The sequence below is a fragment of the Andreprevotia sp. IGB-42 genome, from assembly GCF_009848685.1.
Lineage (GTDB): Bacteria > Pseudomonadota > Gammaproteobacteria > Burkholderiales > Chitinibacteraceae > Andreprevotia.
Genome location: NZ_WXTX01000010.1, coordinates 1 through 25,362, shown reverse-complemented (window position 1 = coordinate 25,362; position 25,362 = coordinate 1). Strand labels below are relative to the sequence as shown.

The following is a 25,362-nucleotide window of genomic DNA, read 5'->3' as shown; positions in this document are numbered from 1 at the left end:
TAACGGGAGCTGGCAAAAGCGGGCTGCTATAATCGCCCGATTGCTCGCTACGCTGCAAGCCGGCCCACAAGGATTCCTGTTTCCGATGAAAGTCAGCGGTTTTACCTTTCTGCGTAACGGCAGCCTGCTTGGCTACCCGTATATCGAAAGCCTGCGGAGCCTGTTGCTGGTCTGTGATGAAGTCATCGTTGCCATCGGGCAGTCCGACGACGATACGCTGGCCCGGGTGCGCGCCATTGGCGACCCGCGCATCCGCATCGTCGAAACGGTGTGGAACGAGGCGATGCGTGATCGCGGCTACGTGTACGCACAGCAGAAAATGATTGCGCAGTTCAACTGCACCGGTGACTGGGCGTTTTACCTGGAAGGCGATGAGGTCATCCATGAAGACGATGCGCCCACGATACGCGCCGCGCTGGAACGCCACGTGGATGATCTGGAGATCGAAGCGCTGGTATTCGATTACCACCATTTCTACGGCAGCCCCGATCTCGTCGCGCAAAGCCCGGCGTGGTACCGCCGCGCGCCGCGCATCATCCGCAATAGCATCCGCTCGTGGGCGCCCGACGGCCTGTTCTGGGTGGTGATGGATCAGAACAAGCGCGGCCGCTACCCGCAAGCTGCGTTGGCGGGCTGTCCGCTGTATCACTACGGCCATGTGCGCTCGGCAGAGAAGATGCAGGAAAAAATCCGCCAGGTATCGCGTTACTGGAACCACACACCCAAGGCGCATGACTACAGCCAGATCGATGCCGGCATCCTGCAGCCATTCACCGGCACGCACCCGGCCATTGTGCAAGAATGGCTCGCCGAATATGCAGAGCCCGAATTCAGGGCTGATCCCAGCTATCGGATCACCCGGCGCGAGCGCAAGCACCGCTGGCTGATGCGGCTGGAGCGCCTGCTGGGCGGCGTCGACCTGACCAAAAAACATTACAAGCTGGTATCCCGCACATGATTGGCAATTTCATCAACCGCAACAATGCGTTTGTGGTGATCGCGGCGTTCATCGCCGGTTTCGCCATCCCCGTTTCCACTGCCATGATCAATATCGGCGTCGGCCTGTTGGTGCTGGCGGTGCTGTGTACCCGCGACGCGCGCCTCAACGTGGTGGCTGCGCTGCGCCAGCCCTTCGTGATCGGCTGCCTGGTTTTTTACGCGATGTTCATCATCGGCATGCTGTGGACGGCGGAGCCCGCCACCGCTGGCATGCACATGCTGACCAAGATGCGCCCTTACCTGCTGGCGCCGCTGATTTTTGCCGCCTGCAGCCTGCAACCGGCGCGGCAGGCGCTATTGGGCGGCTTCACGATTGCCGCCATGCTGAGCGCGGTGGTGTCGATTGCATCAGGATTGGCCAAGCACCCGGTGATGAAGGGCATGCCCGGCGATTACACGGTGTTCCAGACCCATACCTACCACAACACTTTTCTGGCGCTGGTGGCCTGCGGCATCGTCGCATTCTGGCTGGCTGGCAAGATTCCGGCCGCCTACCGCAAGTGGGCGCTGCTGGCGGTGGTGGTGTGCATTGCCGATATCCTGTTCTTTGTCAGCGGCCGTACCGCGCAGGGCATGCTGCTGGTGCTGCTGGCAGCGCTGGTGGTGATGTGGCAGGGCCGCCGTGGCGTGCTGATTGCGCTGGCGGGGCTGGCGATTGTATTGCCGGCGCTCTATTTCGGTTCCAGCGTGATCCGGGGCGGCATCGAGCGTATCCAGGTCGACGTGAGCAAGTACCAGGAAGGCAATGCCGAGACCTCGGTGGGCCTGCGCTTTTACTTCTGGAAGAACGCCATCACACTGATCAGCCAGAAGCCGGTGCTGGGTCATGGTACCGGCAGCTACGAGAAGGAATATCGCGCGCTCACCGGTGCCTACAAGGGTGAATTCGCCCGCGCCAACCCGCATAGCGATTACCTGTGGGCATGGGCGGAAGTGGGTATCGGCGGCGTGGTCACGCTGCTGTTCATGATGATCATGCTGGGTGTACAGGCGGTACGCATGCAGCCGCCGGAGCGCTGGGTGGGGCTGACGCTGCTGCTGTGCTACGCGGCATCCACGGTGGCCAACTCCTTCTTTACCGACAACATCACCGGCAGCGGCTTCGTGCTGCTGGCGTGCGCGGTGACTGCCGGGCGCTGGTTCGGCAAGGATGAGGCCAGGGGTGTGGCTGCATGATCAGCATCATCACCGCGGTGTACAACCAGCGCGCGGTCAACGAGCTGTTCTGGGAAAGCCTGCAGCGCTACACGCGCAATCCGTTCCAGCTGGTGATCGTCGACAACGGTTCCACGGATGGCAGCGCCGAGTTTTTCGAATCGGTGGGGGCCACGGTGATCCGCAACGGCGTCAATTACTCGTACCCGAAAAGCCAGAACATCGGCATTGCCGCCGCGCAGCACGACTGGCTGGCATTCCTGAACAACGACGTGATCGTTTCACCGGATTGGGATGAACGGCTGATTGTCAGCATGCAGCAGAACGGCCTGTTGGCTGCCACCGTGTGCGGCATCGAGCAGATCGAGAACGCCGCTGCCACCAAGCGGCTGAAACGCCGCTGGCAGAAGATCAAGAACGTGCTCAGTACCTTCAGCACCGGCAAGACCTCGCTGCGCCTGATGCACAAGCTGATGTACGGCAACTGGGAAGCATTCTGCCGCGACCGCCAGCAGCGTTTTGCCGGCCAGATCAAGGAAGGCTTCGTCGGCAATACCGTGCTGCTGCACCGCGATGCCATCGCCAGGGTGGGCCTGTGGGATGAACAGGTGCAGGCCGGTGATTTCGACCTCTACCTGCGTATCAAGCAACGTGCGCTGGAGGTTGGCGATATCAAGCCGCTGTCCATTTGCCTGGATGTGTTCATCCACCATTACATCCGCCTCACCTTCAAGGCGGGCTATCCGCCATTTGCCGACCGCGACAAGCTGATCGCGCTCGAAGACAAATGGCCGGCGGCTGCGCGTGCACAGCTGGATGCGCTGAACCGATGAACCGCCTGCTGCGCCATATCCTGAGCCGGCCGCGCCAGGCGGCGGTGTTCGATCGTGCCGCCCTGCAGCGTATCCTGCTGCTGCAGGTGGACAACAAGATCGGCGATCTGGTGGTAGCCACCAGCCTGCTGCGCAATCTCCGCCAGGGTTGCCCGGGGGCCGAGGTCGACGTGCTGACGCGCCCGGCCTGCGCGGCCATCCTGCGCGGCAACACCGCGGTATCGCAGGTGTTCGATTACACCAAAAAAGCCACCACCACGCTGGCGCTGGTGCGCCGGCTGCGCGCGCGCCGCTACGATCTGGTCATCACGCTGGAAGAACACGATTCGAGCACCACGCTGACGCTGGTCAAGCTGATCGGCGCACGGCACAACCTCGGCTTCTTCAAGTCGCACTGGCCGATGTTCGACCTGTCGCTGCAGCATGGCGCCTACCACGGCCATATCACCGACAAGTACCGCAGCATCCTCACGCGGCTGGGCCTGCCGGCCGACGGCATGGATTACGATTTCCAGCCTGCTGCCGTCGATGCCAGCCCGCTCGATGCCGGCAGCGGCCCGCGCATCGTGCTCAACTGCTATGGCAGCAGCGCGGACAAGACGCTGGCCCAGGATGCCGCGGTGGCATTGATCGCCGCGCTGCGCAGCCGCGTACCTGCCTGCCAGGTGTTTTTGCTGGATGCACCCGGCCAGCGCGAGCAGACCTTGCAACTGGCCGCCATTGCGGGCGCCGCGCCGCTGCCGGCCTTTGGCTCCATCGCGGAAGCGGCCAGCCATGTTTGCAAGGCCGATCTGCTGATCAGTACCGATACCGCATGGCTGCACATTGCCTCCGCCTTGCAGTTGCCGGTGCTGGCGCTGTATGCGGAAGCGCGCAACCTGCACACATGGGCACCGTACCGCACGCGCCACGCCGGTCTGGTTGCCACCGGTCCGGCACGTGAACAATTTGATGCCGCCCAAGCCGCCGATATCGCGCTTGGGCTGCTTTAATGGTTTGAACAGACCCTGACTTGAAACAGACACCAACCGGAATACTTCCAGCAATGACGCAATCAGTCGGCATCGTCACCCCGCAGAAAATCGCTTTCGAGACGCCCATCGCGCTTTCGTCCGGCGTGACCTTGCCCCGCTATGACCTGATGGTCGAAACCTATGGCGAGCTCAACGCAGCCAGGTCCAACGCTATCCTGATCTGTCACGCGCTGTCCGGCCATCACCATGTGGCGGGCCGGCACAGCCAGGATGACAAGGCACCGGGCTGGTGGGACACGATGATCGGCCCGGGCAAGCCCATCGATACCGACCGCTTCTTCGTGATCGGCGTCAACAACCTGGGTGGCTGCCATGGCAGCACCGGACCATCGACCATCGACCCGGCAACCGGCGAGCCTTTCGGCTCGACCTTCCCGCTGGTGCTGGTGCGCGACTGGGTGGAAACCCAGGCACGGCTGGCCGATCACTTCGGCATCCGCCAACTGGCTGCGGTGGTTGGCGGCAGCCTGGGCGGCATGCAGGCGCTGCGCTGGACCATCACCCACCCGGAGCGGGTGCGGCATGCACTGGTGATCGCATCGGCCCCCAAGCTCACCGCCCAGAACATCGCGTTCAACGACGTGGCGCGCCAGGCCATCCTCACCGATCCGGATTTCCATGGTGGCGATTACTACCGGCATGGCGTGGTGCCGCGGCGCGGCCTGCGGCTGGCGCGCATGCTCGGCCATATCACCTACCTGAGCGACGACGGCATGGGCGAAAAATTCGGCCGGCTGCTGCGCTCGGGCGAATACAAATACGGCTACGAGGTGGAATTCGAGATCGAATCCTACCTGCGCTACCAGGGCGACAAGTTCTCCGATTACTTCGATGCCAATACCTATCTGCTGATGACCAAGGCACTGGATTATTTCGACCCAGGCCGCCATTACGATGGCGATCTGGTGCCCGCATTGCGCGAAGCGCAGGCGAGGTTCCTGGTGGTGTCTTTCACCACCGACTGGCGTTTCTCGCCGGCGCGCTCGCGCGAGATCGTCAAGGCGCTGCTCGATGCCGGGCGCGATGTCAGCTATGCGGAAATCGAATCCGTGCACGGTCACGATGCCTTTCTGATGGAAGATGCGCCCTACCACAACATCATGCGGGCCTATATGAACCGTATCGACGCGGAGGTGAACGCATGAGCGCCCCCGCACTCCGCCCCGACCTGCAGCGCATTGCCGACTGGATCCCGCCGCAAGCGTCGGTACTGGACCTGGGCTGCGGCGATGGCACGCTGCTGGCCTGGCTGGCACGCAACAAGGCCACCCGCAATTACGGCGTGGAAATCGACGTCGATTCGGTCACCGCGTGCGTGGAGAAGGGTATCAACGTCATCCACGGCAACATGGAAGCGGGCCTCACGCAATTCGAAGACGGCGCGTTCGATTTCGTGGTGCTCTCGCTCACCATCCAGGCCATGCACAACGTCGAGGGCATCCTGCGGGAAATGCTGCGCGTGGGCCGCACCGGCATCGTCACCTTCCCCAATTTCGGTTACTGGGAAAATCGCTGGCAGATCCTGCTGGGCCGCATGCCGGTATCGGAAACCATCCCTTACCAGTGGTACAACACGCCCAATATCCACTTCTGCACGCTGCATGATTTCGATGCACTGCTGGCCACGCTGCAGATGCGCAATATCGGCCGCGTGGTGCTGAACGAAGGCCAGGAGATCACCGTGCTGCCCAACTGGCGTGGCAGCCTGGCGGTCGTGCGCTTCGAAAAGGTATAACCATGGCCCCCATCCGTTTCGGCATCATCGGTACCGGCAACATTGCCCGGCGTTTTGCGCAAGGGCTGGCCCACGTGCCGGATGCCACGCTGGCTGCGGTATGGAACCGCAACCGCGTGAAGGCGCATGCATTCGCGGTGGAAAACGGCGGCGAGGTGTTCGATGACATCGATGCGCTGCTGGCCAGCGGGATCGATGCGCTCTACATCGCCACGCCGCATACCGGCCATGCGCCGTTCAGCATCAAGGCGCTGCAGGCCGGCAAGCACGTGCTGTGTGAAAAACCCGCCGCCGTATCGCTCAAGGAGCTGGATGAGGTGCTGGCGGTAGCGGGCAGCAGCGGCAAGCTGTTCATGGAGGCGATGAAGCCGCCGTTCTATCCGCTGTTCGACGCACTGCGCACGCATCTTGCTGCCGATCCGATCGGCAAGGTGCGTTTCGTGCGTGCCGGTTTTGCCAGTTCCGGCGTACCGGCCGGGCACGCGGTGCTCGATCCGGCGCAGGCGGGCGGCGGCCTGCTCGATATCGGCATCTACGCGGCTTTCCTCGCGGTGGACTGGCTGGGCCCGGCGCTGGATGTGCAGACACTGGGGCGTATCGGCAGCAGCGGCGTGGATACCTTTGCCAGTATCCAGTCGCAGCACGCCACCGGGATCGCGCAGTTGTACTGCGGGCTGGATACCAGCGGCAGCGGTGATGCGATGATCGGCGGCAGCAGCGGTCACGTGGTGATCCGCGAAAAGTGGTGGAACCCGCTGCACGCGGTGGTGAATTACCGCGATGGCCGCAGGGTGGAAATCGATGCGCCTTTCGAGGGTAGCGGCCTCAATTATGAAACCGCGCATTTCTGCGGGCTGATCCGCGCCGGCAGCAATGAAAGCGATATCCTCACGCACGCGCATTCACGTGCCATGATTCAGATGATGGACGCGGCCCGCGCGGGTTTGGGGCTGCGTTATCCCTTCGAGGAATAAGCCAGGCATGCCGACGATATCCAGCATTTTCGATTCCGGGGCCATCGAGGTGATCGACGCCAGCGATGTGGGCAATATCCGCCTCAACATCCGCAGCGACAACGCCAGCCCGTTTGCGCAGTGGTTCCACTTCCGCCTGACCGGCGCCAAGGGCAAGGATGCGGTGCTGCATTTCGGCAACGCCGGCCAGAGTGCGTATCCGGGCGGCTGGCACGACTACAATGCGGTGGCTTCTTACGATTGCGAAAACTGGTTCCGCGTGCCGGGCGAGTTCGATGGTCAGACCTTCACCATCCGCCACACCCCGCTCAACGATGCCGTGTGGTACGCGTATTTCGAACCCTACTCATGGGAGCGCCACCAGCAATTGATCGGTGGTGCGCTGGAAGTATCGCCATGGTGCGAGCTGCTGCCCTTGGGCCAGACGCTGGATGGCCGCGATCTGGATGCGCTGCGCATCGGCATCGATGGCGCCGGGCGCAAGGTGATCTGGATCATTGCCCGCCAGCACCCCGGCGAAACCATGGCGGAATGGTTCGTCGAAGGCCTGATCGAGGCATTGATCGACGAGCAGAACCCGATCAGCCGCGCGTTGCTTGCCAAGGCGGTGTTCTACATCGTGCCCAACATGAACCCGGATGGCAGCGTGCGCGGCAACCTGCGCACCAACGCAGCCGGTGCCAACCTCAACCGTGAATGGCGCAACCCCAGCGCGGCACGCAGCCCGGAAGTGCTGCTGGTGCGGCAGCAGATGCAGCAGACCGGTGTGCATGCGTTCCTGGACGTGCATGGCGATGAATCGATCCCGCACAACTTCGTTGCCGGCTGCGAGGGCAACCCGTCGTTCTCGGCGCGGCAGCGGCAATTGCAGGATGCGTTCAAGGCGGCATGGCTGGCCGCCAGCCCCGATTTCCAGACCGAGCATGGTTATGGGGCTGGCCAGTTCGGCCCGGAAACACTCACGCTGGCCACCAACTGGGTGGGCGATACCTTCGACTGCCTGGCATACACCATCGAGATGCCGTTCAAGGACACCGCCAATACGCCGCTGCCCGCAGTAGGCTGGAATGGCGAGCGTTCCCGGCAGTTCGGTGCGTCGGTGCTCACGGCGCTCCACGCCGTGGTGGATGCAATGTGATGAAGGTGCGCGGGCACTGGGGTTACTACCAGGCCATGTGGCTGTCGCTGCTGGCTGGTCTGGCGCTGACCGGCGTGCTGCACGTATGGTTGGCCGGTGAAATCCGCGATGACGTACAGCGTGAGCTGGACAGCAATGCCCGTTTGCTGGGCCAGCAGGTGGAGTGGCGGCTCAAATCACAGGCCGAGTTGCTGCGTGGCCTGCAGGGGGCATTTGCCGCCAATCCCAGGCTGGATCGTGCCGGCTTCGAGCATCTGCTGGTCTTGCTCGATGCCGAGCAGCGTTATCCCGGCTTCGTGGCGGTGGCTTTCGTGCGCCAGGTGCCCGCTGCCGGACTGGAGGCGTTTACCGCAGCCACGCAGGCATCGGTAGCCGGTACGCGCTATCCACCGTTCCGGTTGATGCCGGAGACGCATACCGATCCGCTATACGTGACCGATTTCGTCTATCCGCTCAATGATGCCACCACCCGCTACTTCGGCTTCAACGTGGCCACGGTGGCGGCCAATCGCGAAGCCATCAACTACGCGCGTGATTTCAACCAGGGCGTGATGAGCAGGCCATTCGGGCTGTATGGCCTGAAAGACCAGACGCCGGGTTATGTGATGCGCTACCCGGTATATCTGCCTGACCAGCCGCTCACTTCGGTGGACAGCCGCCGCAAGGCATTCGTCGGCACCATCGGCGTGACCTTCCGCGTAGCGGATGTGGTGTCCTGGATCGGTGCCAGCCATCTGGGCGAGCACACCCGGCTGGAGCTATGGGATCAGGGGAAATTCCTGGGGGGCGAAGACAAGGGCGGCATGCTGCGCCTGCATCCGGTCGGCACTGCCTCGCTGGAACAGGCCAATTTCAGGTCGGTGCAGCTGATCGACTTGCCCGGCCGGCAATGGCGGCTGGTGCTGACCAGCAGCGAGGGCATCTATGCGGACCGCTACCTGGGCGTATGGCGCCTGCTATGGTTGATCGGCATTGCGTTGTCGCTGTGGGTGGGCTGGTTGCTGCAACGGCAGCGCCACGCACGTGATCTGGCGCTACAGATTGCCGATGAAATCACCGAAGACCTGCGCGCGCAGCAAAACCTGCAGCGCCGGCTGGTGCAGGTGGCCGAGGCCGCTCAGGATCTGATCGTCAGCCGCGACGTGGACGGACGCATCGTTTACGCCAACCGTGCTGCGCGGGAGGCGTTTGCCCGGTTGAACAAGCCCTTGCTCGGACACAGCGAACCGCTGTTCACGTCCGCAGAGCTGGCCGATACCGGCAAGCCGCTGGTGCTGGAAGGGCAATTGCACGAGCCGGATGGCGAACAGCAGCATTTCGACCTGCGCATCGTGCCGCTGCGCGACGGCAGCGAAAAACCGGACGGCAGCGCCTTGTTTGCGCATGACGTGAGCACGCACCACCGGCTGGAAATGCGCGCCCGTACCAACGACGCGCGCTTCACCGATCTGATCGAACTTGCCAATGGCTGGTTCTGGGAACAGGATGCCCAGTACCGGTTTACCTTCATTTCAGGTGCGTTCCTGCGCCGGCTGGGTATCGATGCCAGCAAGCTGCTGGGCAAAACGCGCTGGGATCTCGGGCAGGGCGGCATTTCGGATCAGGACTGGTTCGAGTTCCGCCAGCGCGTGGCACAGCACCAGCCATTCCAGGATTTCTGCTACCTGCTGGAACTGGGCCGCACGCCCATCCTGGTGAGCGTATCGGGTAAGCCGATGTTCGACGAGCATGGCACTTTCATGGGTTATCGTGGGGTGGGGCATGATGTGACGGCTATCCGCGCCGCGGAGCTGATGGTGCGCAGTGAAAAACAGCGTATCGAGGCCATCCTCGATTCGATTGGCGACGGGGTGATCACCACCGACCTCAACGGCAAGATCGAGTACCTGAACCCGGTGGCGTCGGCATTGATCGGCTGGCAGCCGGAAGAAGCGCTGGGCCGGCCGATCAACCGCATTTTCCAGACCGTGGAAGAAGCCACCGGCTTGCCGTCGTCATCGCTGCTGCAGGACATCCTCAACGGCGGCCACCTTGACGGCACGCTGCAACGGCGCAGCGTGCTGCTGAATAAGTTCGGCCTTAGCCTCGTCATCCAGGAATCCACCATGCCACTGCGCGATGCCGGCGGCGACGTAGTGGGCGCGGTGCTGGTGTTCCGCGATGTCAGCGACTGGTGGGCGCGGGTCAGCCAGGAGGCCGGCGGCAACGACCGCTAGCCGCGCAGTGCAGCCCGGTCGCTGCTGCGGCAGCTCAGTCGAGCAGACCTTCAAACAGTTTGGTCGACAGGTAGCGCTCGCCAAATGACGGGATGATTACCGCGATCAGCTTGCCGGCGTTTTCCGGCCGCCTGGCCACTTCCACGGCAGCCCACACCGCCGCGCCGGCCGAAATGCCGCACAGGATGCCTTCCTGCGTGGCCATGGCGCGGGCGGTGGCAAACGCCTCGTCATTGCCCACACGGATCACTTCGTCATACGCGGCGGTATTGAGCACGGCTGGCACGAAACCGGCACCGATACCCTGGATGGGGTGCGGGCCCTTGGCACCGCCGCTCAGTACCGGGCTGGCATCAGGCTCGATGGCAATGGCCTGGAATGATGGCTTGCGCGCCTTGATCACTTCCGACACGCCGGTGATCGTGCCGCCGGTGCCTACGCCGGCGATCAGGATATCGATCTGGCCATCGGTATCGCGCCACAGTTCTTCAGCGGTGGTCTTGCGATGGATTTCCGGGTTGGCCGGGTTCTCGAACTGCTGCGGCATGAAATGGTTGGCGTTGGCTTCGCACAGCGCCTTTGCGCGGGCAATGGCACCACCCATGCCTTCCGGGCCCGGTGTCAGCATCAGCTCGGCACCATAGCCGCGCAGCAATGCGCGGCGCTCCTTCGACATGGTTTCCGGCATGGTCAGGGTGAGCTTGTAGCCGCGTGCCGCACATACCATCGCAAGGCCGATGCCGGTATTGCCCGAGGTGGGCTCGACGATCACGGTATCGGCATTGATGATGCCGGCCGCTTCGGCCGCGTCGATCATGCTGAGCGCGATGCGGTCTTTCACCGAATGGCTGGGGTTCATGTATTCGAGCTTGGCCACGATGGTGGCGCCGCAACCGGCGCTGACCCGGTTCAGTTGCACCAGCGGGGTGTTGCCGATCAGCGCGGTGACGTCTTTGGCGATGTTCATATGCGTTTCTTGCAGGGTGGCGGAGAACGCCAATTTTAATCGCTGCACGCACAGCCGTTAGAATGAATGGCAATGAGCCACGGGGTGTATGCGCGATGAAAATTTACAAGGTTGGCGGCGCGGTGCGCGATCGCTTGCTGGGGCTGCCGGTGCAGGACATCGACTGGGTGGTGGTGGGCGCTACCGCCAGCGAAATGGAAGCGGCTGGCTACCGGCCGGTGGGCAAGGATTTCCCGGTCTTCCTGCATCCACGCACGCAGCAGGAATACGCGCTGGCGCGCACCGAGCGCAAGAGCGGCCATGGCTACAAGGGCTTTACCGTGTTCGCGGCACCCGAGGTCACGCTGGAAGAAGACTTGGCGCGGCGCGATCTCACCATCAACGCGATGGCCGAGGATGAAGCGGGCGAGGTGATCGATCCGTTCAACGGCCAGGCCGATCTGCAGCAGCGGCTGTTCCGCCATGTAGCGGATGCGTTCATCGAAGACCCGGTGCGCATCCTGCGGCTGGCACGCTTCGCCGCGCGCTTCGGCTTTGGCACCGCGCCGGAGACCATGGCATTGATGCGGCAGATGGTGGCCGATGGCGAAGTCGATCATCTGGTGCCCGAACGCGTGTGGCAAGAGCTGGCACGCGGGCTGATGGAGCAGCAACCATCGCGGATGTTCGAGGCCTTGCGCGAATGCGGCGCATTGCAGCGCATCGCTCCCGAGGTCGATGCGCTGTGGGGCGTGCCGCAGCGTGCCGATTACCATCCGGAGGTGGATACCGGCGTACACGTGATGCTGGTGCTCGATTATGCGGCCGCGCAAGGCGCGCCGTTGCCGGTGCGTTTTGCCGCGCTATGTCATGACCTGGGCAAGGCCACCACGCCGGATGACATCCTGCCCGGCCACCATGGCCACGAAGGGCGCGGTGTGCCGCTGGTGGAGCAACTGTGCGCACGCTTGCGGGTACCCGGCGACTGCAAGGACCTGGCAGTGATGGTTTGCCGTGACCACACGCATGTGCACCGCGCACCGGAATTGCGCTCTGCCACGCTGATGGAGCTATTCCAGCGCTGCGATGCACTGCGCAAGCCCGAGCGCTTCGGCCAGATGCTTGATGCCTGCGTGGCCGATGCGCGAGGCCGCACCGGGTTCGAGACCGCCGAATACCCGCAGGCGGCCTTCCTGCAAACCATGCTGGCAGCAGCTGCCAGTGTGGATGCGGGGGCGATTGCGCAGGGCTGCGAGAACAAGGCGCTTATCCCGGAACGCGTGCGCGCGGCGCGCATTGCCGCCATCGAGGCAGCCCGCCCGGAACGCAAGCCGGCTTGATCGCGCAGGCTGCTTCTTCAGGCCCGTTGCATGCTGTTGCGGCGGATGCCGGGACTGGCAAAGAAAAAGCCGCGCTCGGGGGCGCGGCTTGTTTCATCCTGGCATCGGCGGCAGCGCCAATGGCCTTGCCGGGGTCAGGCCGCGGTGATCACCAGGTATTTCTCGTGCAGCTGTTCCTTGGTCTCGACGTTGGCCGGATCATGCGGAATACAGTCGACCGGGCACACCTGCTGGCATTGCGGTTCGTCGAAATGGCCGACGCACTCGGTGCACAGGTTGGGGTTGATTTCGTAAATCTCGGCACCTTGCGAGATCGCGTTGTTGGGGCACTCTGGCTCACAGACGTCGCAATTGATGCACTCGTCGGTAATGATCAGCGACATAAGTCACTTCCTTCCTGAAAACACGTAATAAAAACAGTTGATTAGCACTTTGCCGCTATTGTCCCACGTTCGTGTTGCATGAACAATCGCACACCGGACTACCGGCGCTGCAACACCCGCTGCAGCGCGGCAAACAGCACCGATGCAAACAGGCCCAGCATCAGGCTGCCATTGATCGCTTCCAGCGGGCCCAGCATCCGCCATTGTGCGCCCATGGTCATATCCCCATAACCCAGCGTGGCAAAATTGACGGCGGAAAAGTAGAACGCCGTTGCGTAATCGGCAAACTCGCCCAGCAGGCAGAACACGGCTGCCCAGATGCCTACCTGCGCCAGTGTGGCCAGCAACAGCAGCACCAGCACGCCGTAGATCAACCGCAGCCGTGCCAGCATGCTGCGCTGGTGCGGCTGTTCGTGCAGTGCCAGCCAGTGCCCGAACCCGACCATGGATGCGCTCAGCAGGGCCAGGTTGATGGCCAGCACCGTCAGTGCGATAGCGATGAGCGCGATCATGCCGGCACCGCCCGGCGCAGCAGCGCATGGCGTACCGCGCCGGCCTTGCCCTCACGCATGATCTCCCAGCCGGCAAGGTCGGGCCAGCTGGCGCATTCGGCATAGACCACGCCGCCCTCTTTCAGCCGGGATGCGACCGCAGGCAACACCTGTGCCAGCAGATCGGTGGCAAAAGGCGGGTCGAGGAAAATCACGTCGAACTGTTCGGCGCTGCGCGCCAGCCAGGCCACCGCATCGGCATGGATGATTTCCACCTTGTCGGCACCCAGCAATGCCTTGCTGGCGTTCAATGCCGCCTGCACCGGCTTGGCTTTTTCCACCAGCACCACGCGGCTGGCGTTGCGGCTGGCGGCTTCGAAACCCAGTGCACCGCTGCCGGCAAACAGATCCAGCACGCTCTGGCCGGTCAGCTCCTGTCCCAGCCAGTTGAACAGTGTTTCACGTACGCGGTCCGGTGTGGGGCGCAGGCCCTCGCCGTCCGGAAAGCTGATCTGCCGGCGCTTGTAGTCGCCACCGATGATGCGTACCAGATTGCGGGCGGCGCGGGGTTTCAAGGCTTCGCTCCCTCGGGTTTGGTTTCCGTGCTGCCGGCTGCATCGGCCTTGGCTGCCGGGGCTGCCTTGGGCTGGCCACCCACGATGACGATGGCCATTTTTTCGGGCTTCACCCAGCGCTGCCAGGCTGCTTTGACATCGGCTGCGCTCAATTGCTCGATGGCCTTGGGAAAGTCGCTCAGATACGTCAGCGGCAACTGGTAATAACCCATGGTAGACAACCATTCCAGCGTTGCTGCATTGCTTTCGGTCCAGAACGGCACGCGCTGGCGATAGTAGTTCTTGGCGGTTTCCAGTTCGCTGGCATCCGGCCCCTGTTCGACGAAATCGGCTACGGTTTTCTTCATCAGCGCCAGCACTGCATCGGTCTGATCGCGCTTGGTGTTCACGCTGGCCTGCCATTCGCTGCCCAGCCGCATGGGGCTGAGACTGCTGGATGCCGAATAGGCCATACCGTTGTTGACGCGGATTTCACGCATCAACCGCGAATCCAGGTCGCCACCACCCAGGATGTAGTTGCCGATGGCCAATGCCGGGTAATCCGGGTGGTTACGCGGGGGCAGCAGCAGGCCGAAGCGCACGGTGCTTTGCGCGGCATCCACCTTGGGTACGGTAATGGTGCTGCCCGGCTTGGCGGCCGGCATCGGCAGCGCTGGCAGATCGGCCGGCGGATCTTCCTTGGGCAGGTGCTGCATCAGGCGCGTAACCAGCCCTTCTGCAGTGTTGCGGTCGATATCGCCAACAATGGACACCACCGCACCCTTGGCCAGGAAGTAGCGGCCATGGAAACGGCGCACATCGCGGTTGCTGAGGTCGTCCACGGTATCGGCGCCGATCACGTCCTGGTTGGCATACGGGTGCGTGCCGTACAGCAGCCGCGCCATGGTGGCGTCGCTACCCTTGTTGCGATCACCGAAGGATGATTCCAGTTCCGTTACCCACGCCTTGCGCCGCCACGCGTGCGAGCCGTTCGGGAATTTGGCATCGCTGAGCTGGGTGCCGATCACGCCCAGCGCACGTTCCTTCTGGCTGGTCAGCACGCGCAGGTACAGGCTGGCACGATCGGTGCTCACGTCGGTGTAGTAGCGCGCACCGGTGGCACGCAGCTTTTCGAACGGCGTGCGCATCTCGTTGCCCATCAGCTCGAATTCGAAATCCAGCAGCTCGGCCGCAGCCAGCGTGGCCACGCCGGCGGTTTGCGGCGTGGCACGGTCTTCGCCGGCGTCGAAATCGATTTTTACGTCCAGCATCGGCTGTGCAGCGCTCTGCACCAGGTACACATTGGTGCCTTGTGGCGTGGTCCAATGCTGGATATCGGGGGCGGCCCAACTGGTGGTTGCAATGCCCAGCGCCAAGCTGACAAATAATTCAGCGCGCATGGATGGCTCCCTGATGTTTTCTGGCGACCCGTTCGGTGGGCTCGAGGATGCCGATGGTCATGCGGTCTTCGGTCAGCAGTTCCTTGGCGGTGCTGACGAGGTCGGCAGCGGTGACTTTGTCGATCTGCGTCTGCATGCGGGACAGATAGTCCGGCGGGAAGCCGTACATCACCGTGCGGCCCAGCGTGGTGGCACGGTCGAGCATGGAATCCGAGGCAAATGCATTCTTGGATGCCCAGTTGAGCTTGCCGTGATCGACCGATTCGGTATGCAGCGTGCTGGAGCGCAGCAGGGCCATCTGGCGCTGCAGCGCCTTGGCCACTTCTTCGGTGGAGCGCCCCTTGCCCGGCGTGGCGGAAATGGTAAATTCGCCAAAGCCACGGCTCATGCCGGTGTAGCTGACACTGAGCCCGTTGACGCGTTCGGCCACTTCGTATTCCAGCGTGTACGGATCGTTGTCGAGCAGTTCGGCCAGCATGGCCAGTGCATAGGTGCGCTTGTCGGCCTCGTCGGTCTGCAGCGTGGGTACACGCCATTGCAATACCACCAGCGGCCGGTCTGCCGGTACCGGGATGGTGTGCTTCTGCATCGCATCCTGGGGTGGTGTGGGTGGCATGGCGCGTTCCGGCAATGGCCGGCTCTTGATGCCGCCAAAAGCGCGCTGCACTTCGGCCAGCGCCGCCTGGGGTTCGACGTCGCCCAGCACGATCACCGTGGCGTTGGCCGGCGTATACCAGCGCTGGTACCAGGCGCGTGCGTCCTCCAGCGTTATGCTGGAAAAGTCTTCCGGCCAGCCCAGCACCGGGTTGGCATAGGGGTGCTTGCCGAATGCGCTGGCGGCGAGTTTCTCGTAGAACTCGCCGTAGCTGTTGTCGTCGACGCGCCAGCGGCGTTCTTCCTCGACCACGGATTTTTCCAGCTTGAACGCGGTGGCATCGAACAGCAGGTTCTGCATGCGATCTGCTTCCACGCCCAGGATGCGCGACAACTGCTGCGCCGGCACCTTGCTGTAGTAATAGGTGTGGTCCGGGGTGGTATAGGCGTTGTCGCTGCCGCCGAGCGAGCTCAGCAGCTTGGAATAGCCGCCGGCCGGCAGCGCGGGCGTGCCCTTGAACATCATGTGCTCGACCAGGTGCGAAATACCGGTTTTGCCAGCGGGTTCGTCAATCCCGCCGACGCGGTACCACACCTGCACCACGGCCACTGGCGCGCGGTGATCGGGCTGGATGAGCACGCGCATGCCATTGGCCAGCATGCTGTCCTGCAGGGGTTCGGAAGCCGCCATGGCGGTAGCGCCGAGCAGGCACAAGCCAGCCAGCGTGATGGTGCGCAGGGCATGCAATGAAAACCGCGCCCACCCGGGCGCGGCTGATGATTGGAACGGAAATGGAAGCATCGGGTCGTCTTGGGTATTTAGATTGCTATGGATTGCGTGGGCAAAGCCCCGCCAAATGTTAGAATTTTGCCGGGCATTGATTTTCCGTCATTCTGGGGCCCGCGCATATCCATGTTCAGTTTCTTCCGCAAGAAAGATGCACCCGCCGCCACGCCGCCTGCCAGCGATGCCGTTATCGAACCGCAAATCGAAGCAGATGTGCCAGTGGATGCCGTGGTGGCCGAGGTTGTCGCCGAAGTGGCTGCGGCCGTGCCCCCGATGCCCGAGGTTGCAGCGGCACCGCCCGCCGTTGCTCAGCCGCAGGAGCGGCCGACGCTGTCGTGGGCAGACCGGCTGAAGGCAGGCCTTGCCAAAACGCGCGACAAGCTGGGCAAAAGCCTGGCTGGTTTGTTTGGTGGCGGCAAGATCGATGAAGACCTGTACGAAGAGCTGGAAACCGTGCTGCTGACCGCCGATATGGGTGTGGATGCGACACAACACCTGCTGAAGGATGTGCGCGAGCGGGTATCGCTGCGCGGCCTGAAGGATGGCGCGGAGCTCAAGGGTGCGTTGAAGGAATCGCTGAATGCGCTGATCGGCCCGTTGCAAGTGCCGCTGGATGTATCCGGCCACAAGCCGTTCATCCTGATGCTGGCCGGCGTGAACGGCGCGGGCAAGACCACCAGCATCGGCAAGCTGGCCAAGTATTTCCAGTCGCAGGGCAAGAGCGTGTTGCTGGCCGCTGGCGATACTTTCCGCGCCGCCGCGCGCGAGCAACTGGTGGTGTGGGGCGAGCGCAACGGCGTGCAGGTGATCGCGCAGGATTCGGGCGATGCCGCTGCGGTGGCGTTCGATGCCGTCAACGCCGCCAAGGCGCGCGGCATCGACGTGATCATTGTGGATACCGCCGGCCGCCTGCCCACGCAGTTGCACCTGATGGATGAAATCCGCAAGGTGAAGCGCGTGGTACAGAAAGCCGATGAAACCGGCCCGCACGAAATATTGCTGGTGCTGGACGCCAATACCGGCCAGAACGCGCTGAGCCAGGTCAAGGCATTCGACGATGCGCTGGGCCTGACCGGCCTGGTGCTGACCAAGCTCGATGGCACCGCCAAGGGCGGCGTGATCGCCGCGATTGCCAAGCAGCGCCCGGTGCCGTTGCGCTTCATCGGCGTGGGTGAAAGCATTGATGACCTGCGGCCGTTCGATGCCGCCGATTATGTCGATGCCTTGTTTGAATAAGGGATGGCGATGATCCAGTTCCAGCAGGTGACCAAGCGCTATGCCGGCGGTTTCGAGGCGGTGAAGAACCTCAGCTTCGAAATCCAGTCCGGCGAGCTGCTGTTCCTGGCCGGCCATTCCGGTGCCGGCAAGTCGACCCTGCTCAAGCTGATTGCCGGTATCGAAAAACCCACTGCAGGCGCGGTGCTGGTGAACAACCAGAACGTGGCGCGGCTGTCGCGTGCCAGCCTGCCCTATGTGCGCAGGCACTTCGGGCTGATTTTCCAGGACCACAAGATCCTGTTCGACCGCAGCGTGTACGAGAACGTGAAGCTGCCGCTCGACATCACCGGCTTCAACGGCATGGAGGCCAAGCGTCGCGTTCTGGCCGCGCTCGACAAGGTGGGATTGTCCGGCAAGGAAAAGCTCAACCCGATCTCGCTGTCCGGTGGCGAGCAGCAGCGGCTGTGCATTGCGCGCGCCGTGGTGCATCGCCCGGCCATCCTGCTGGCCGATGAGCCCACCGCCAATCTGGACCGTGACAACGCGCACGATATTCTCGAGCTGTTCAAATCCTTCCACCAGGTGGGCGTAACCCTGGTGATCTCTGCGCACGATGAAACGCTGATGGCCGATTACGGCCGCCGCATCCTGCGCCTGAAAAACGGTCAGTTCACCGCGTGAACACGGGCGATATCGCATGAAACACTGGTTCCGTCTGCATGGCCTGGCCATTGCCCGCACGCTGAAGGCGCTGCTGCGCCACCCCGTTTCCAACGGCATGAACCTGCTGGTGATCGGCATCGCCGCGGCGTTTCCGCTGGGGCTGTACATGGTGATCAGCAGCGTGGGCGGTATTGCACAGAAGCTGCCGGTAGAACCGCAGATCTCGGTGTTCCTCAAGACCGACGCACCGGCAGAGGCCGGGCAGGCGCTGCTCAAGCAGTTGCAGGGCAACCCTGATCTGCAGGAAGTGCGCTTCGTGCCGCGTGATCAGGCGCTCAAGGACATGCAGGCAGCCGTCGGCGTGGAAGACTTGCTGGGCGGGCTGGACAGCAACCCGCTGCCCGATGCCATCGTGCTGAAAGCCAGGCTGGATGCACCGGCGCTGCAGCTGGAAGCACTGCAGCGGCAACTGGCAGGCAACCCGGCGGTGGATAGTGCACAACTCGATTCGGCTTGGGCGCAGCGCCTGCAGCACCTGCTGAACCTGGGGCGCAATGTGCTGCAGGCCACGGTGGTGTTGCTGGCGGCGGCACTGGTGCTGCTGACCGGCAACGCAATCCGCATGCAGATCCTTACCCGGCATGACGAGATCGAAGTGGCCAAGCTGATCGGCGCCACCGATTCCTTCATCCGCCGGCCGTTCTTCTACTTTGCGCTCAGCCAGGGTCTGCTGGGCGGGCTGATTGCCTGCGGTATCGTGGTGGGCGGCATCGTATGGCTCAACCCGGCGGTGGCCGATCTGGCCCAGGCTTATGGCCAGCAGTTCAGCCTGCGCCTGCCCGGCCCGCTGGAAGTGGGCGCGGTCTGCGCGGTGACGCTGCTGCTGTGCGTGCTGGGCGCGTGGCTGGCGGTGCGCAAGCACCTGCACAAGTATCACTGATCTGGCGCCCATCCGCCGGGCGGCTGGCGTCCGCTGGTCGATTGCACTTTTCTATCGTGTGCATAGCAACAATTGCCATGCAGACAATACCCTTGTCATGGTTGAATCTGGGAACTGATACAACATTTAGCACTCCAACTCCGCGAGTGCTAATATCAGGGCTGCGTTACTGATCGTGACGCCGCCGGCCTGCAAAATTACAGGTCTTGCATAAGGAGTTGATCCATGGGAACAAGTATGACATTGCCGGTTATCACCGGCGGCGACAGCATTGAGAGCTATATCCAGCGCGTCAATGCCGTGCCTATGCTCACGCTGGAAGAAGAAGTCGACCTCGCAACGCGCTTCCGCGACGAGGAAGATCTGGAAGCTGCACGCCGGCTGGTGCTGTCGCACCTGCGCGTGGTGGTATCCATTGCGCGCGGCTACAACGGCTACGGCCTGCCGCATGCCGACCTGATCCAGGAAGGCAATATCGGCCTGATGAAGGCGGTGAAGCGCTTCGAGCCTAACCGTGGCGTGCGGCTGTTCTCGTTTGCCGTGCACTGGATCAAGGCCGAAATCCACGAATACATCCTGCGCAACTGGCGGCTGGTACGCATTGCCACCACCAAGGCGCAGCGCAAGCTGTTCTTCAACCTGCGCTCGATGAAATCGAGCTTTGCCGCGCTGACGCACGCACAGGCCAGGGAAATCGCCGAAGACCTCGGCGTGAAGCCTGAAGAAGTGCTAGAAATGGAAACGCGCATGACCGGCCAGGACATCGCGCTGATGGCCGATGATGGCGACGACGACGGCTACGCACCGATCGACTGGCTGGCCGACAGCGAAAACGAGCCGGTACGCGCGATCGAGCGCCGCGCGATGGATCGCCTGCAGTCCGAAGGCATCGAAGGCGCGCTGAGCACGCTGGACCCGCGCAGCCGCCGCATCGTGGAAACACGCTGGCTGGCCGACGACGGCGAAGGCATGACGCTGCACGAGCTGGCTGCCGAGTACAAGGTCTCTGCCGAGCGTATCCGCCAGATCGAAGTGAAGGCACTGCAGAAGATGAAGCAGGCACTGGTTCCGGCCTGATCATCACCCAGACTGTGCAGATAAAGAAAAGGGCATCGCAAGATGCCCTTTTCCATTTCCGGCGAATATTGCATGCATATTTCATATGCAGTGGTGCCCGCTGGCAGGCAGTCCGCAACGGCCTGGTTTCAATATGTTGATGCATATGGCATATATGCTGCTGCATTCTGGCCAGATTGCCTGGACAAATAATGCAAACAGGCCGCTTGGCCGGAAAGCATGAAGGTGACCGATTAAAAAGTAAGTAAGTGTAATTTATTGTGATTTATATCTAACAATTTAATTACATATATTGTCATTTAGCCATATGGTTTGTCACAGTAACCGTTCTAGAATCGGCGCGTCCATTTCGGGGAGGAATGGATCGGGGGCTTGAGCCGCACCGGCAATAGCGCACCGTTTATTGAAATGACGGGGAATGACTGTGAAACAAAATACAAAAATCCGCTTCTTGATTGCATCACTATTTGCCGGACTGGCATTCGGCAGCAACGCCCAAGCCGTTGGCGTGCAAGACGGCCAACAGCAACAGGCTGCCACTGCCGAACAATATCCGGCGTGGAGTGCCAGCACCGCTTATGTGGGGGGCAGCCGCGTCAGCTTCAACGGCCAGGCGTTCGAAGCCAGATGGTGGACGCAGGCCGAACAGCCGACCGGTGCCGAAGGGAGCGTCTGGAAGTTGCTGAGCGCACTGCCGCAGCCGGTGGCCACGTTCTACGAGGGCATCGACTATACGGGCTATGGTATCGGGCTGCCGGCCGGCAGCTATACCAAGGCCGATCTGATTGCACGCGGTATCAAGGACAACGATCTGAGCTCGCTCAAGATCGATACTGGCTATGTGGCGGTACTCTACGACGCTGAAAGCCCCTCTGGCACCGGCAAGATGACGTTTGCCACCACAAACCAGCCCAATTTCTTTGCCGACGACTTCAACGATCGGGTCAGCAGCATCCGCATCATCAAGAAAACAGACGTGGGCACCGGCGCTGCACCGGCAGGGTTCCATGGCACTGTAGGCGCGCCGACGCGCATCAACCTGAGCTGGAACAAGAACCCGGGCGACGAGATTTACGTACTCGAGCAATTGGTCAATGGCAGCTATCAGGAGGTGCAAAACATCCGCACCAACCAGAGCTATGCCATCCTGAACAACCTGACACCGGGTACTGCGTATACCTATCGCGTGTATGCCATCAACGCCAGCGGCAAAACACTGCCTACCGCACCGGTCACGCTGACCACCTGGACAGCCAGCAACACCGGTGGCTGGGATCACTTCCGCGCACCCAATATCGTGGTGACCGACAAGGCAGTGGGCAGCGCAGGCTCAACGCTCGTCAACACCGTGATGCCCGATCTGCCCAAGCTGATTGCCGACCAGATGCTGGGCATCAGCCGGCTGATTTATTTCAGCGAAAACGACCAGATCAATCTGTTTACCGACGTCGGCTTCGAGATCGACCCGGATGGTTACCCGGCGTGGAAATCGGGCGAACCCCCGGTCATCAATATGGGGATGAGCGCGGCTCATCTGGTCAATTTCTACAACGGCAGCGGCCAGAGCAATGCGGCGTTGATCAATGAAGTGATCGGCATGATTGCGCATGAGGGTACGCACGGCTATCAATACACCCCCCGCAATGCCGGCGCCAACAACGAAGGCGGTGCTTTTGTAGAAGGGCTGGCCGATTATGTGCGTATCGAACTGGGCCTGCACCCGGCCGCAGTACGCCGCCCCGGCGCGCTTTACAATGCCGGCTATTCGGAAACCGGCTTTTTCATCAAATGGCTGACCGACACCAAAGACCCCAACTTTGCCCGCAAGCTGAACGCCAGCGCGCGCGACATGCAGAACTGGAGCTGGGACGCTGCACTGCGCCAGATTTTGGGTCAGGGGCTGGATGTGCTTTGGGCTGAGTATCAGGCCAGTATCTGAGCATCAACCATTAATCACCTGCGCCATTCTCCCGGCAGAAAATGACGCATATGCCGCGATCGGCACCTGATGTGAAAAGGGCACCGCAAGGTGCCCTTCTCTGTTGTCAAAGCGCCTGAGGCCCGATCAAGCCCCCAGAAACAACTGATAAGCCGGGCTGTCGCTTCCCACCCAGGACAATATAGAGTCAGGTCTTGCAATCATACATTTTGCATCGCCTTGATTGCCCGGCTGCCCGTGGCGTATGACTTTGGATCGGCGGCTGAATGGAAAAGCCAGAAGCAATCAAATGTTGGATTGCAAGACCTGACCCAATACTGTTCCTCGCACCGAAAGGACAAGCTGGGACCACATCTGGCAAGTACCCGTTACACCGGCATCAGCGCGCAACACATCCCGGAACAATCGCGGCATCAGTCGCCATTTCATTTCCGGGATCCTCATGTCAACACAGCACAAACCGTTTTCAGGTACAGATCCATCGGGTGTGCGCATCGCCATCAAGGGGTGCGCATGACAACAGACCGGCGGCCGGCGATGCGGCAAATCGCCCCTGAGCCGGAAGCACCGGCCCGCTCCCCGATCATGCAGGGCATCTACGACAAGTGGCTGGCCAGCCCGGATCGGGGCAGCGTGCCGTATGACCAGTTCGCCCGCAAGGAACTGGTGGAAATGCAGCGCGCCAAGCTGCCGGCGCGAACAATCATGGGAACGATTGGCGATGCCGCAGCCAGCTTCGGCGAAGGCACGAACCGCATGGGCAAGATGATCAACTCAATTGGCGGTTTGCTGGCCGATACCGTGGACAACACAGCGGTGGGAGGCTACAGCTTGGGCCGTCTCAAGCAGGCTGTGGCGCCAGATCTCTACAACTTCACCAAGGGCATGCTACAGTCGGTAGGCCGTGTCCTGGACGATCAGCATGAGCAGATCCGGGAATTCAAATCACCACGTCAGCAGGCTGCGGAACAACCTGCCAGTGAGGCAAAAACACCCGGCGAATGGCTCATAGCCATGAAAGAAAACCCATCGGCGATTGCAAATCTGGTGGGCAACCAGCTGCCGCAGTTCGGCGTGATGGGCAAGCTTATGCAGACTGCTGGCAAAGGCCTGCAAGGTGCGGCGGCCATCCGCAACATGACCATGGCGAACGTCGGCGCCAATACGGTGCTGGGTGCCGCTGATGCAGGCTCATCCGCGGAACAGGCTGCGCTGGATGCGGGTGCGACACCGGAACAAGCAAAGGCTGCCGGCAAACGTGCCGCCTTGATCGCCGCGCCGATCTCTGCCGCAGCATCACTGCTGGGTGCGGGTACAGAGGCCCGCCTCATCAACAAAATCGTGGGTGGGGAAGCCGCAAAACTCACTGCCGGCCAGCTCGCCAAACAAGTGCCGCTGAGCATTTTGAAGGAAGTGGGCGAAGAAGCGCTGGACGAAGGCGGCGGGCAGTTCGCGCAGAACGCCGGCGCAAAGCTCACCTACGATCCGAGCCGCGACCTGAGCTAGGGAGTCGCTTTGGCTGCCACTCAGGGTGGCACGCTCGGCGGATTGATGGGCAGCGGCATGAGCGGGCTGGCAGTGGCCACCCATGTCCGCAACAAAGCGCTCGGGCCCGATGTGGACCCACAGATCGGCGTAGAACAGCCGCTGTCGCCGCAGGCAGTGACGCAAGCATCACCCACACAGAACGGCGTCAGCGCACTGACGAAGATCGTCCACAGCGATATGGCGCCAGATGGCGGGCAGGCGGCACCAGTGGCCGGGCGTGGTTCAACGCAAAGCTTGCCTGCCCTGTTTCAACCGGCTCTGCAGCCGCGCGCCAATCCGGACACCCTCTCTGCTGCAGATCCTGATCCGGTACGCCCGGCGCAGCCGGTGGATAAGCAGCCAACCGGAACCATGAGCAACGCCGGCATGGTCTCCACTGGCAATGAAACGCCGGTGATGGCATCGCCAAGCAAATCTGGCGGGATATCTATCGACCCGCGCGGGATTGCGCCTGGGCAGCAAACCGATCTGGAAGCGGGCCGGCATGAAGCCCTCTACCGCGATGCGCAGCAACGCCGGCGCGATGGCGGGCTGTATGTGATGCAACAGCTGGAAGCCAGGGCAGCCAACGAACAAGCGCTTGCCACCCAGCAGGCCAAGCCGGCGTATCAGCGCGCCAGGGCGATGTGGCTCGATGCTGAGGCACAACTGCGCCTGCTGGATGCACGGAAACAAGCTGCAGCACCCCCGCTGAAAATTGACCGGCAATCCGATACCGGAACCGCCAATCAGATTGCAGATCTCCACGAGCAGCGTGGGAGCCAGACACCTCCTGTTGCCAATTCGCCGCAGCAGGTGCCGCAACTGGTCCAGCAACGGCGTATGAACCATCGGGTTCAGTCCACGCCGGTACAAGCCGCCAGGACGATGCCACAGCAGTCGCCCATTGTACTGGCTGCACCGGTGGTAGGGCCCCTGCCCCGTTCGCAGTCGCAAGCCGAATTGGCTCGAACCACGCCAGGCGCAGTCACGGCCGTGCCGGCCGTTGCGGAGAGGCAAGCGCCAGCAACGCAGATTGCCCCTGACTCACAGCAGCCGGTATCGAGTGGCCAGGGGCAACCAATCAGCCGTGCGCCACTGGCACAAGCGTATGCCAAGGCCTACAAGCTGGCGGGCACGCACGAGGTGATGCCGGCGGAAGGCGGCGGCTATGTGCGATGGCCGCGCGCAGGGGGCACTAGCGGCAGCATGGCAGCACAAGCCCGGCTTGCTGTGCCAGTTGCTCCACCGGCACAGACTGCCGCCAGCTATTCCACGCAGGCCGGGCGCCGGAGCGATGCGCCGACCAAAGGCACGCGCGCGCCGGTGATCAGGGTCGCATTGCAGGCGCGCATATCGCAATGGCAGAACGCGCCCAAGATCAACGTGGTGCAGTCCGTTGCCGAGTTGCCGGCGCAT

At 62.4% G+C, this 25,362-nt stretch carries 23 protein-coding genes; 17 read left to right on the top strand and 6 right to left on the bottom strand.

All coding sequences use genetic code 11. The features are described from left to right. Window positions 1-85 precede the first annotated feature (85 nt). The 9 genes from IGB42_RS15265 to IGB42_RS15225 are packed head-to-tail and all read left to right on the top strand — an operon-like array spanning window position 86 to window position 10,084. Complete coding sequence (locus IGB42_RS15265) at window positions 86-958, top strand: glycosyltransferase (RefSeq protein WP_159673180.1); 873 nt, start codon at window positions 86-88, stop codon at window positions 956-958. Continuing rightward, on the top strand, window positions 955-2,175 hold the full coding sequence (locus IGB42_RS15260) for an O-antigen ligase (protein ID WP_159673178.1): 1,221 nt from the start codon (window positions 955-957) through the stop codon (window positions 2,173-2,175). Before IGB42_RS15265 ends, IGB42_RS15260 begins: the two co-directional genes overlap by 4 nt. Next, on the top strand, window positions 2,172-2,987 hold the full coding sequence (locus IGB42_RS15255; RefSeq protein ID WP_159673176.1) for a glycosyltransferase family 2 protein: 816 nt from the start codon (window positions 2,172-2,174) through the stop codon (window positions 2,985-2,987). The genes IGB42_RS15260 and IGB42_RS15255 overlap by 4 nt, the downstream gene beginning before the upstream one ends. Beyond that, window positions 2,984-3,979 carry a glycosyltransferase family 9 protein gene (locus IGB42_RS15250; protein ID WP_159673174.1) on the top strand — a complete coding sequence of 332 codons (996 nt, stop codon included), beginning with the start codon at window positions 2,984-2,986 and terminating at the stop codon, window positions 3,977-3,979. Before IGB42_RS15255 ends, IGB42_RS15250 begins: the two co-directional genes overlap by 4 nt. A gap of 53 nt (window positions 3,980-4,032) precedes the next feature. After that, complete coding sequence (locus IGB42_RS15245; RefSeq protein ID WP_159673172.1) at window positions 4,033-5,166, top strand: homoserine O-acetyltransferase; 1,134 nt, start codon at window positions 4,033-4,035, stop codon at window positions 5,164-5,166. Further along, complete coding sequence (gene metW, locus IGB42_RS15240) at window positions 5,163-5,756, top strand: methionine biosynthesis protein MetW (protein WP_159673170.1); 594 nt, start codon at window positions 5,163-5,165, stop codon at window positions 5,754-5,756. Before IGB42_RS15245 ends, metW begins: the two co-directional genes overlap by 4 nt. 2 nt (window positions 5,757-5,758) lie before the next feature. After that, the gene (locus IGB42_RS15235) at window positions 5,759-6,730 is read left to right on the top strand and encodes a Gfo/Idh/MocA family protein (protein ID WP_159673168.1); all 972 of its coding nucleotides are present in this window, start codon (window positions 5,759-5,761) and stop codon (window positions 6,728-6,730) included. A 7-nt stretch (window positions 6,731-6,737) separates the two neighbouring features. Further along, on the top strand, window positions 6,738-7,868 hold the full coding sequence (locus IGB42_RS15230) for a M14-type cytosolic carboxypeptidase (RefSeq protein ID WP_159673166.1): 1,131 nt from the start codon (window positions 6,738-6,740) through the stop codon (window positions 7,866-7,868). Then, entirely contained in the window at window positions 7,868-10,084 is a 2,217-nt protein-coding gene (locus IGB42_RS15225) for a PAS domain-containing protein (protein WP_159673164.1), read from the top strand. Before IGB42_RS15230 ends, IGB42_RS15225 begins: the two co-directional genes overlap by 1 nt. Window positions 10,085-10,118: 34 nt before the next feature. On the opposite strand, the gene cysK is transcribed toward IGB42_RS15225, so the two are convergent. Next, window positions 10,119-11,051, bottom strand: a complete 933-nt coding sequence (gene cysK / locus IGB42_RS15220; RefSeq protein ID WP_159673162.1) for a cysteine synthase A — start codon at window positions 11,049-11,051, stop codon at window positions 10,119-10,121. Between the two features lie 95 nt (window positions 11,052-11,146). On the opposite strand from cysK, the gene IGB42_RS15215 reads away from it, so the two are divergent. Beyond that, window positions 11,147-12,370 (top strand): multifunctional CCA addition/repair protein, encoded by a 1,224-nt coding sequence (locus IGB42_RS15215; protein ID WP_159673160.1) that lies wholly within the window; start codon window positions 11,147-11,149, stop codon window positions 12,368-12,370. Window positions 12,371-12,504: 134 nt separating this feature from the next. Here IGB42_RS15215 and IGB42_RS15210 read toward each other — a convergent pair whose 3' ends face one another. The 5 genes from IGB42_RS15210 to IGB42_RS15190 form a co-directional block, all read right to left on the bottom strand. Next, window positions 12,505-12,753: a YfhL family 4Fe-4S dicluster ferredoxin gene (locus IGB42_RS15210; protein WP_159673158.1), complete on the bottom strand. Its 249-nt coding sequence runs from the start codon at window positions 12,751-12,753 to the stop codon at window positions 12,505-12,507. A gap of 98 nt (window positions 12,754-12,851) precedes the next feature. Continuing rightward, on the bottom strand, window positions 12,852-13,265 hold the full coding sequence (locus IGB42_RS15205) for a potassium channel family protein (RefSeq protein ID WP_159673156.1): 414 nt from the start codon (window positions 13,263-13,265) through the stop codon (window positions 12,852-12,854). Further along, entirely contained in the window at window positions 13,262-13,819 is a 558-nt protein-coding gene (rsmD, locus tag IGB42_RS15200; RefSeq protein ID WP_236822602.1) for a 16S rRNA (guanine(966)-N(2))-methyltransferase RsmD, read from the bottom strand. Before rsmD ends, IGB42_RS15205 begins: the two co-directional genes overlap by 4 nt. Next, window positions 13,816-15,198 carry a pitrilysin family protein gene (locus tag IGB42_RS22270; protein WP_159673152.1) on the bottom strand — a complete coding sequence of 461 codons (1,383 nt, stop codon included), beginning with the start codon at window positions 15,196-15,198 and terminating at the stop codon, window positions 13,816-13,818. The genes rsmD and IGB42_RS22270 overlap by 4 nt, the downstream gene beginning before the upstream one ends. Further along, window positions 15,188-16,540, bottom strand: a complete 1,353-nt coding sequence (locus IGB42_RS15190; RefSeq protein ID WP_159673150.1) for a pitrilysin family protein — start codon at window positions 16,538-16,540, stop codon at window positions 15,188-15,190. The genes IGB42_RS22270 and IGB42_RS15190 overlap by 11 nt, the downstream gene beginning before the upstream one ends. Window positions 16,541-16,705: 165 nt before the next feature. Between IGB42_RS15190 and ftsY the strand changes: the two genes are divergently transcribed. The 7 genes from ftsY to IGB42_RS15155 form a co-directional block, all read left to right on the top strand. Beyond that, entirely contained in the window at window positions 16,706-17,815 is a 1,110-nt protein-coding gene (gene ftsY / locus IGB42_RS15185) for a signal recognition particle-docking protein FtsY (RefSeq protein WP_159673148.1), read from the top strand. A 9-nt stretch (window positions 17,816-17,824) separates the two neighbouring features. After that, window positions 17,825-18,478: a cell division ATP-binding protein FtsE gene (ftsE, locus tag IGB42_RS15180; RefSeq protein WP_159673146.1), complete on the top strand. Its 654-nt coding sequence runs from the start codon at window positions 17,825-17,827 to the stop codon at window positions 18,476-18,478. Between the two features lie 16 nt (window positions 18,479-18,494). Then, window positions 18,495-19,400 carry a permease-like cell division protein FtsX gene (gene ftsX / locus IGB42_RS15175; RefSeq protein ID WP_159673144.1) on the top strand — a complete coding sequence of 302 codons (906 nt, stop codon included), beginning with the start codon at window positions 18,495-18,497 and terminating at the stop codon, window positions 19,398-19,400. A 225-nt stretch (window positions 19,401-19,625) separates the two neighbouring features. Beyond that, a complete protein-coding gene (gene rpoH, locus IGB42_RS15170) occupies window positions 19,626-20,477 on the top strand; it encodes an RNA polymerase sigma factor RpoH (RefSeq protein WP_159673142.1) in 852 nt (283 codons plus the stop codon). A gap of 418 nt (window positions 20,478-20,895) precedes the next feature. Next, window positions 20,896-22,416, top strand: coding sequence for a basic secretory protein-like protein (locus IGB42_RS15165; RefSeq protein ID WP_159673139.1), 1,521 nt, complete (start codon window positions 20,896-20,898; stop codon window positions 22,414-22,416). Between the two features lie 219 nt (window positions 22,417-22,635). Continuing rightward, on the top strand, window positions 22,636-23,922 hold the full coding sequence (locus tag IGB42_RS15160; protein ID WP_159673137.1) for a hypothetical protein: 1,287 nt from the start codon (window positions 22,636-22,638) through the stop codon (window positions 23,920-23,922). A 9-nt stretch (window positions 23,923-23,931) separates the two neighbouring features. Further along, window positions 23,932-25,362, top strand: a 1,431-nt coding sequence (locus IGB42_RS15155) for a hypothetical protein (RefSeq protein ID WP_159673135.1), incomplete at its 3' end; no start/stop codon positions are given.

Excerpts from the sequence above, each read along its gene's own strand:
- IGB42_RS15165 (WP_159673139.1), top strand. The coding sequence starts at position 20,896 with ATGACTGTGAAACAAAATACAAAAATCCGCTTCTTGATTGCATCACTA.
- ftsX (WP_159673144.1), top strand. The coding sequence starts at position 18,495 with ATGAAACACTGGTTCCGTCTGCATGGCCTGGCCATTGCCCGCACGCTG.
- IGB42_RS15235 (WP_159673168.1), top strand. The coding sequence starts at position 5,759 with ATGGCCCCCATCCGTTTCGGCATCATCGGTACCGGCAACATTGCCCGG.
- IGB42_RS15225 (WP_159673164.1), top strand. The coding sequence starts at position 7,868 with ATGAAGGTGCGCGGGCACTGGGGTTACTACCAGGCCATGTGGCTGTCG.
- IGB42_RS15205 (WP_159673156.1), bottom strand. The coding sequence starts at position 13,265 with ATGATCGCGCTCATCGCTATCGCACTGACGGTGCTGGCCATCAACCTG.
- IGB42_RS15210 (WP_159673158.1), bottom strand. The coding sequence starts at position 12,753 with ATGTCGCTGATCATTACCGACGAGTGCATCAATTGCGACGTCTGTGAG.
- ftsE (WP_159673146.1), top strand. The coding sequence starts at position 17,825 with ATGATCCAGTTCCAGCAGGTGACCAAGCGCTATGCCGGCGGTTTCGAG.
- IGB42_RS15250 (WP_159673174.1), top strand. The coding sequence starts at position 2,984 with ATGAACCGCCTGCTGCGCCATATCCTGAGCCGGCCGCGCCAGGCGGCG.
- metW (WP_159673170.1), top strand. The coding sequence starts at position 5,163 with ATGAGCGCCCCCGCACTCCGCCCCGACCTGCAGCGCATTGCCGACTGG.
- IGB42_RS15260 (WP_159673178.1), top strand. The coding sequence starts at position 955 with ATGATTGGCAATTTCATCAACCGCAACAATGCGTTTGTGGTGATCGCG.
- IGB42_RS22270 (WP_159673152.1), bottom strand. The coding sequence starts at position 15,198 with ATGCGCGCTGAATTATTTGTCAGCTTGGCGCTGGGCATTGCAACCACC.
- IGB42_RS15245 (WP_159673172.1), top strand. The coding sequence starts at position 4,033 with ATGACGCAATCAGTCGGCATCGTCACCCCGCAGAAAATCGCTTTCGAG.
- IGB42_RS15255 (WP_159673176.1), top strand. The coding sequence starts at position 2,172 with ATGATCAGCATCATCACCGCGGTGTACAACCAGCGCGCGGTCAACGAG.
- ftsY (WP_159673148.1), top strand. The coding sequence starts at position 16,706 with ATGTTCAGTTTCTTCCGCAAGAAAGATGCACCCGCCGCCACGCCGCCT.
- cysK (WP_159673162.1), bottom strand. The coding sequence starts at position 11,051 with ATGAACATCGCCAAAGACGTCACCGCGCTGATCGGCAACACCCCGCTG.
- IGB42_RS15215 (WP_159673160.1), top strand. The coding sequence starts at position 11,147 with ATGAAAATTTACAAGGTTGGCGGCGCGGTGCGCGATCGCTTGCTGGGG.
- rpoH (WP_159673142.1), top strand. The coding sequence starts at position 19,626 with ATGGGAACAAGTATGACATTGCCGGTTATCACCGGCGGCGACAGCATT.
- IGB42_RS15265 (WP_159673180.1), top strand. The coding sequence starts at position 86 with ATGAAAGTCAGCGGTTTTACCTTTCTGCGTAACGGCAGCCTGCTTGGC.
- IGB42_RS15230 (WP_159673166.1), top strand. The coding sequence starts at position 6,738 with ATGCCGACGATATCCAGCATTTTCGATTCCGGGGCCATCGAGGTGATC.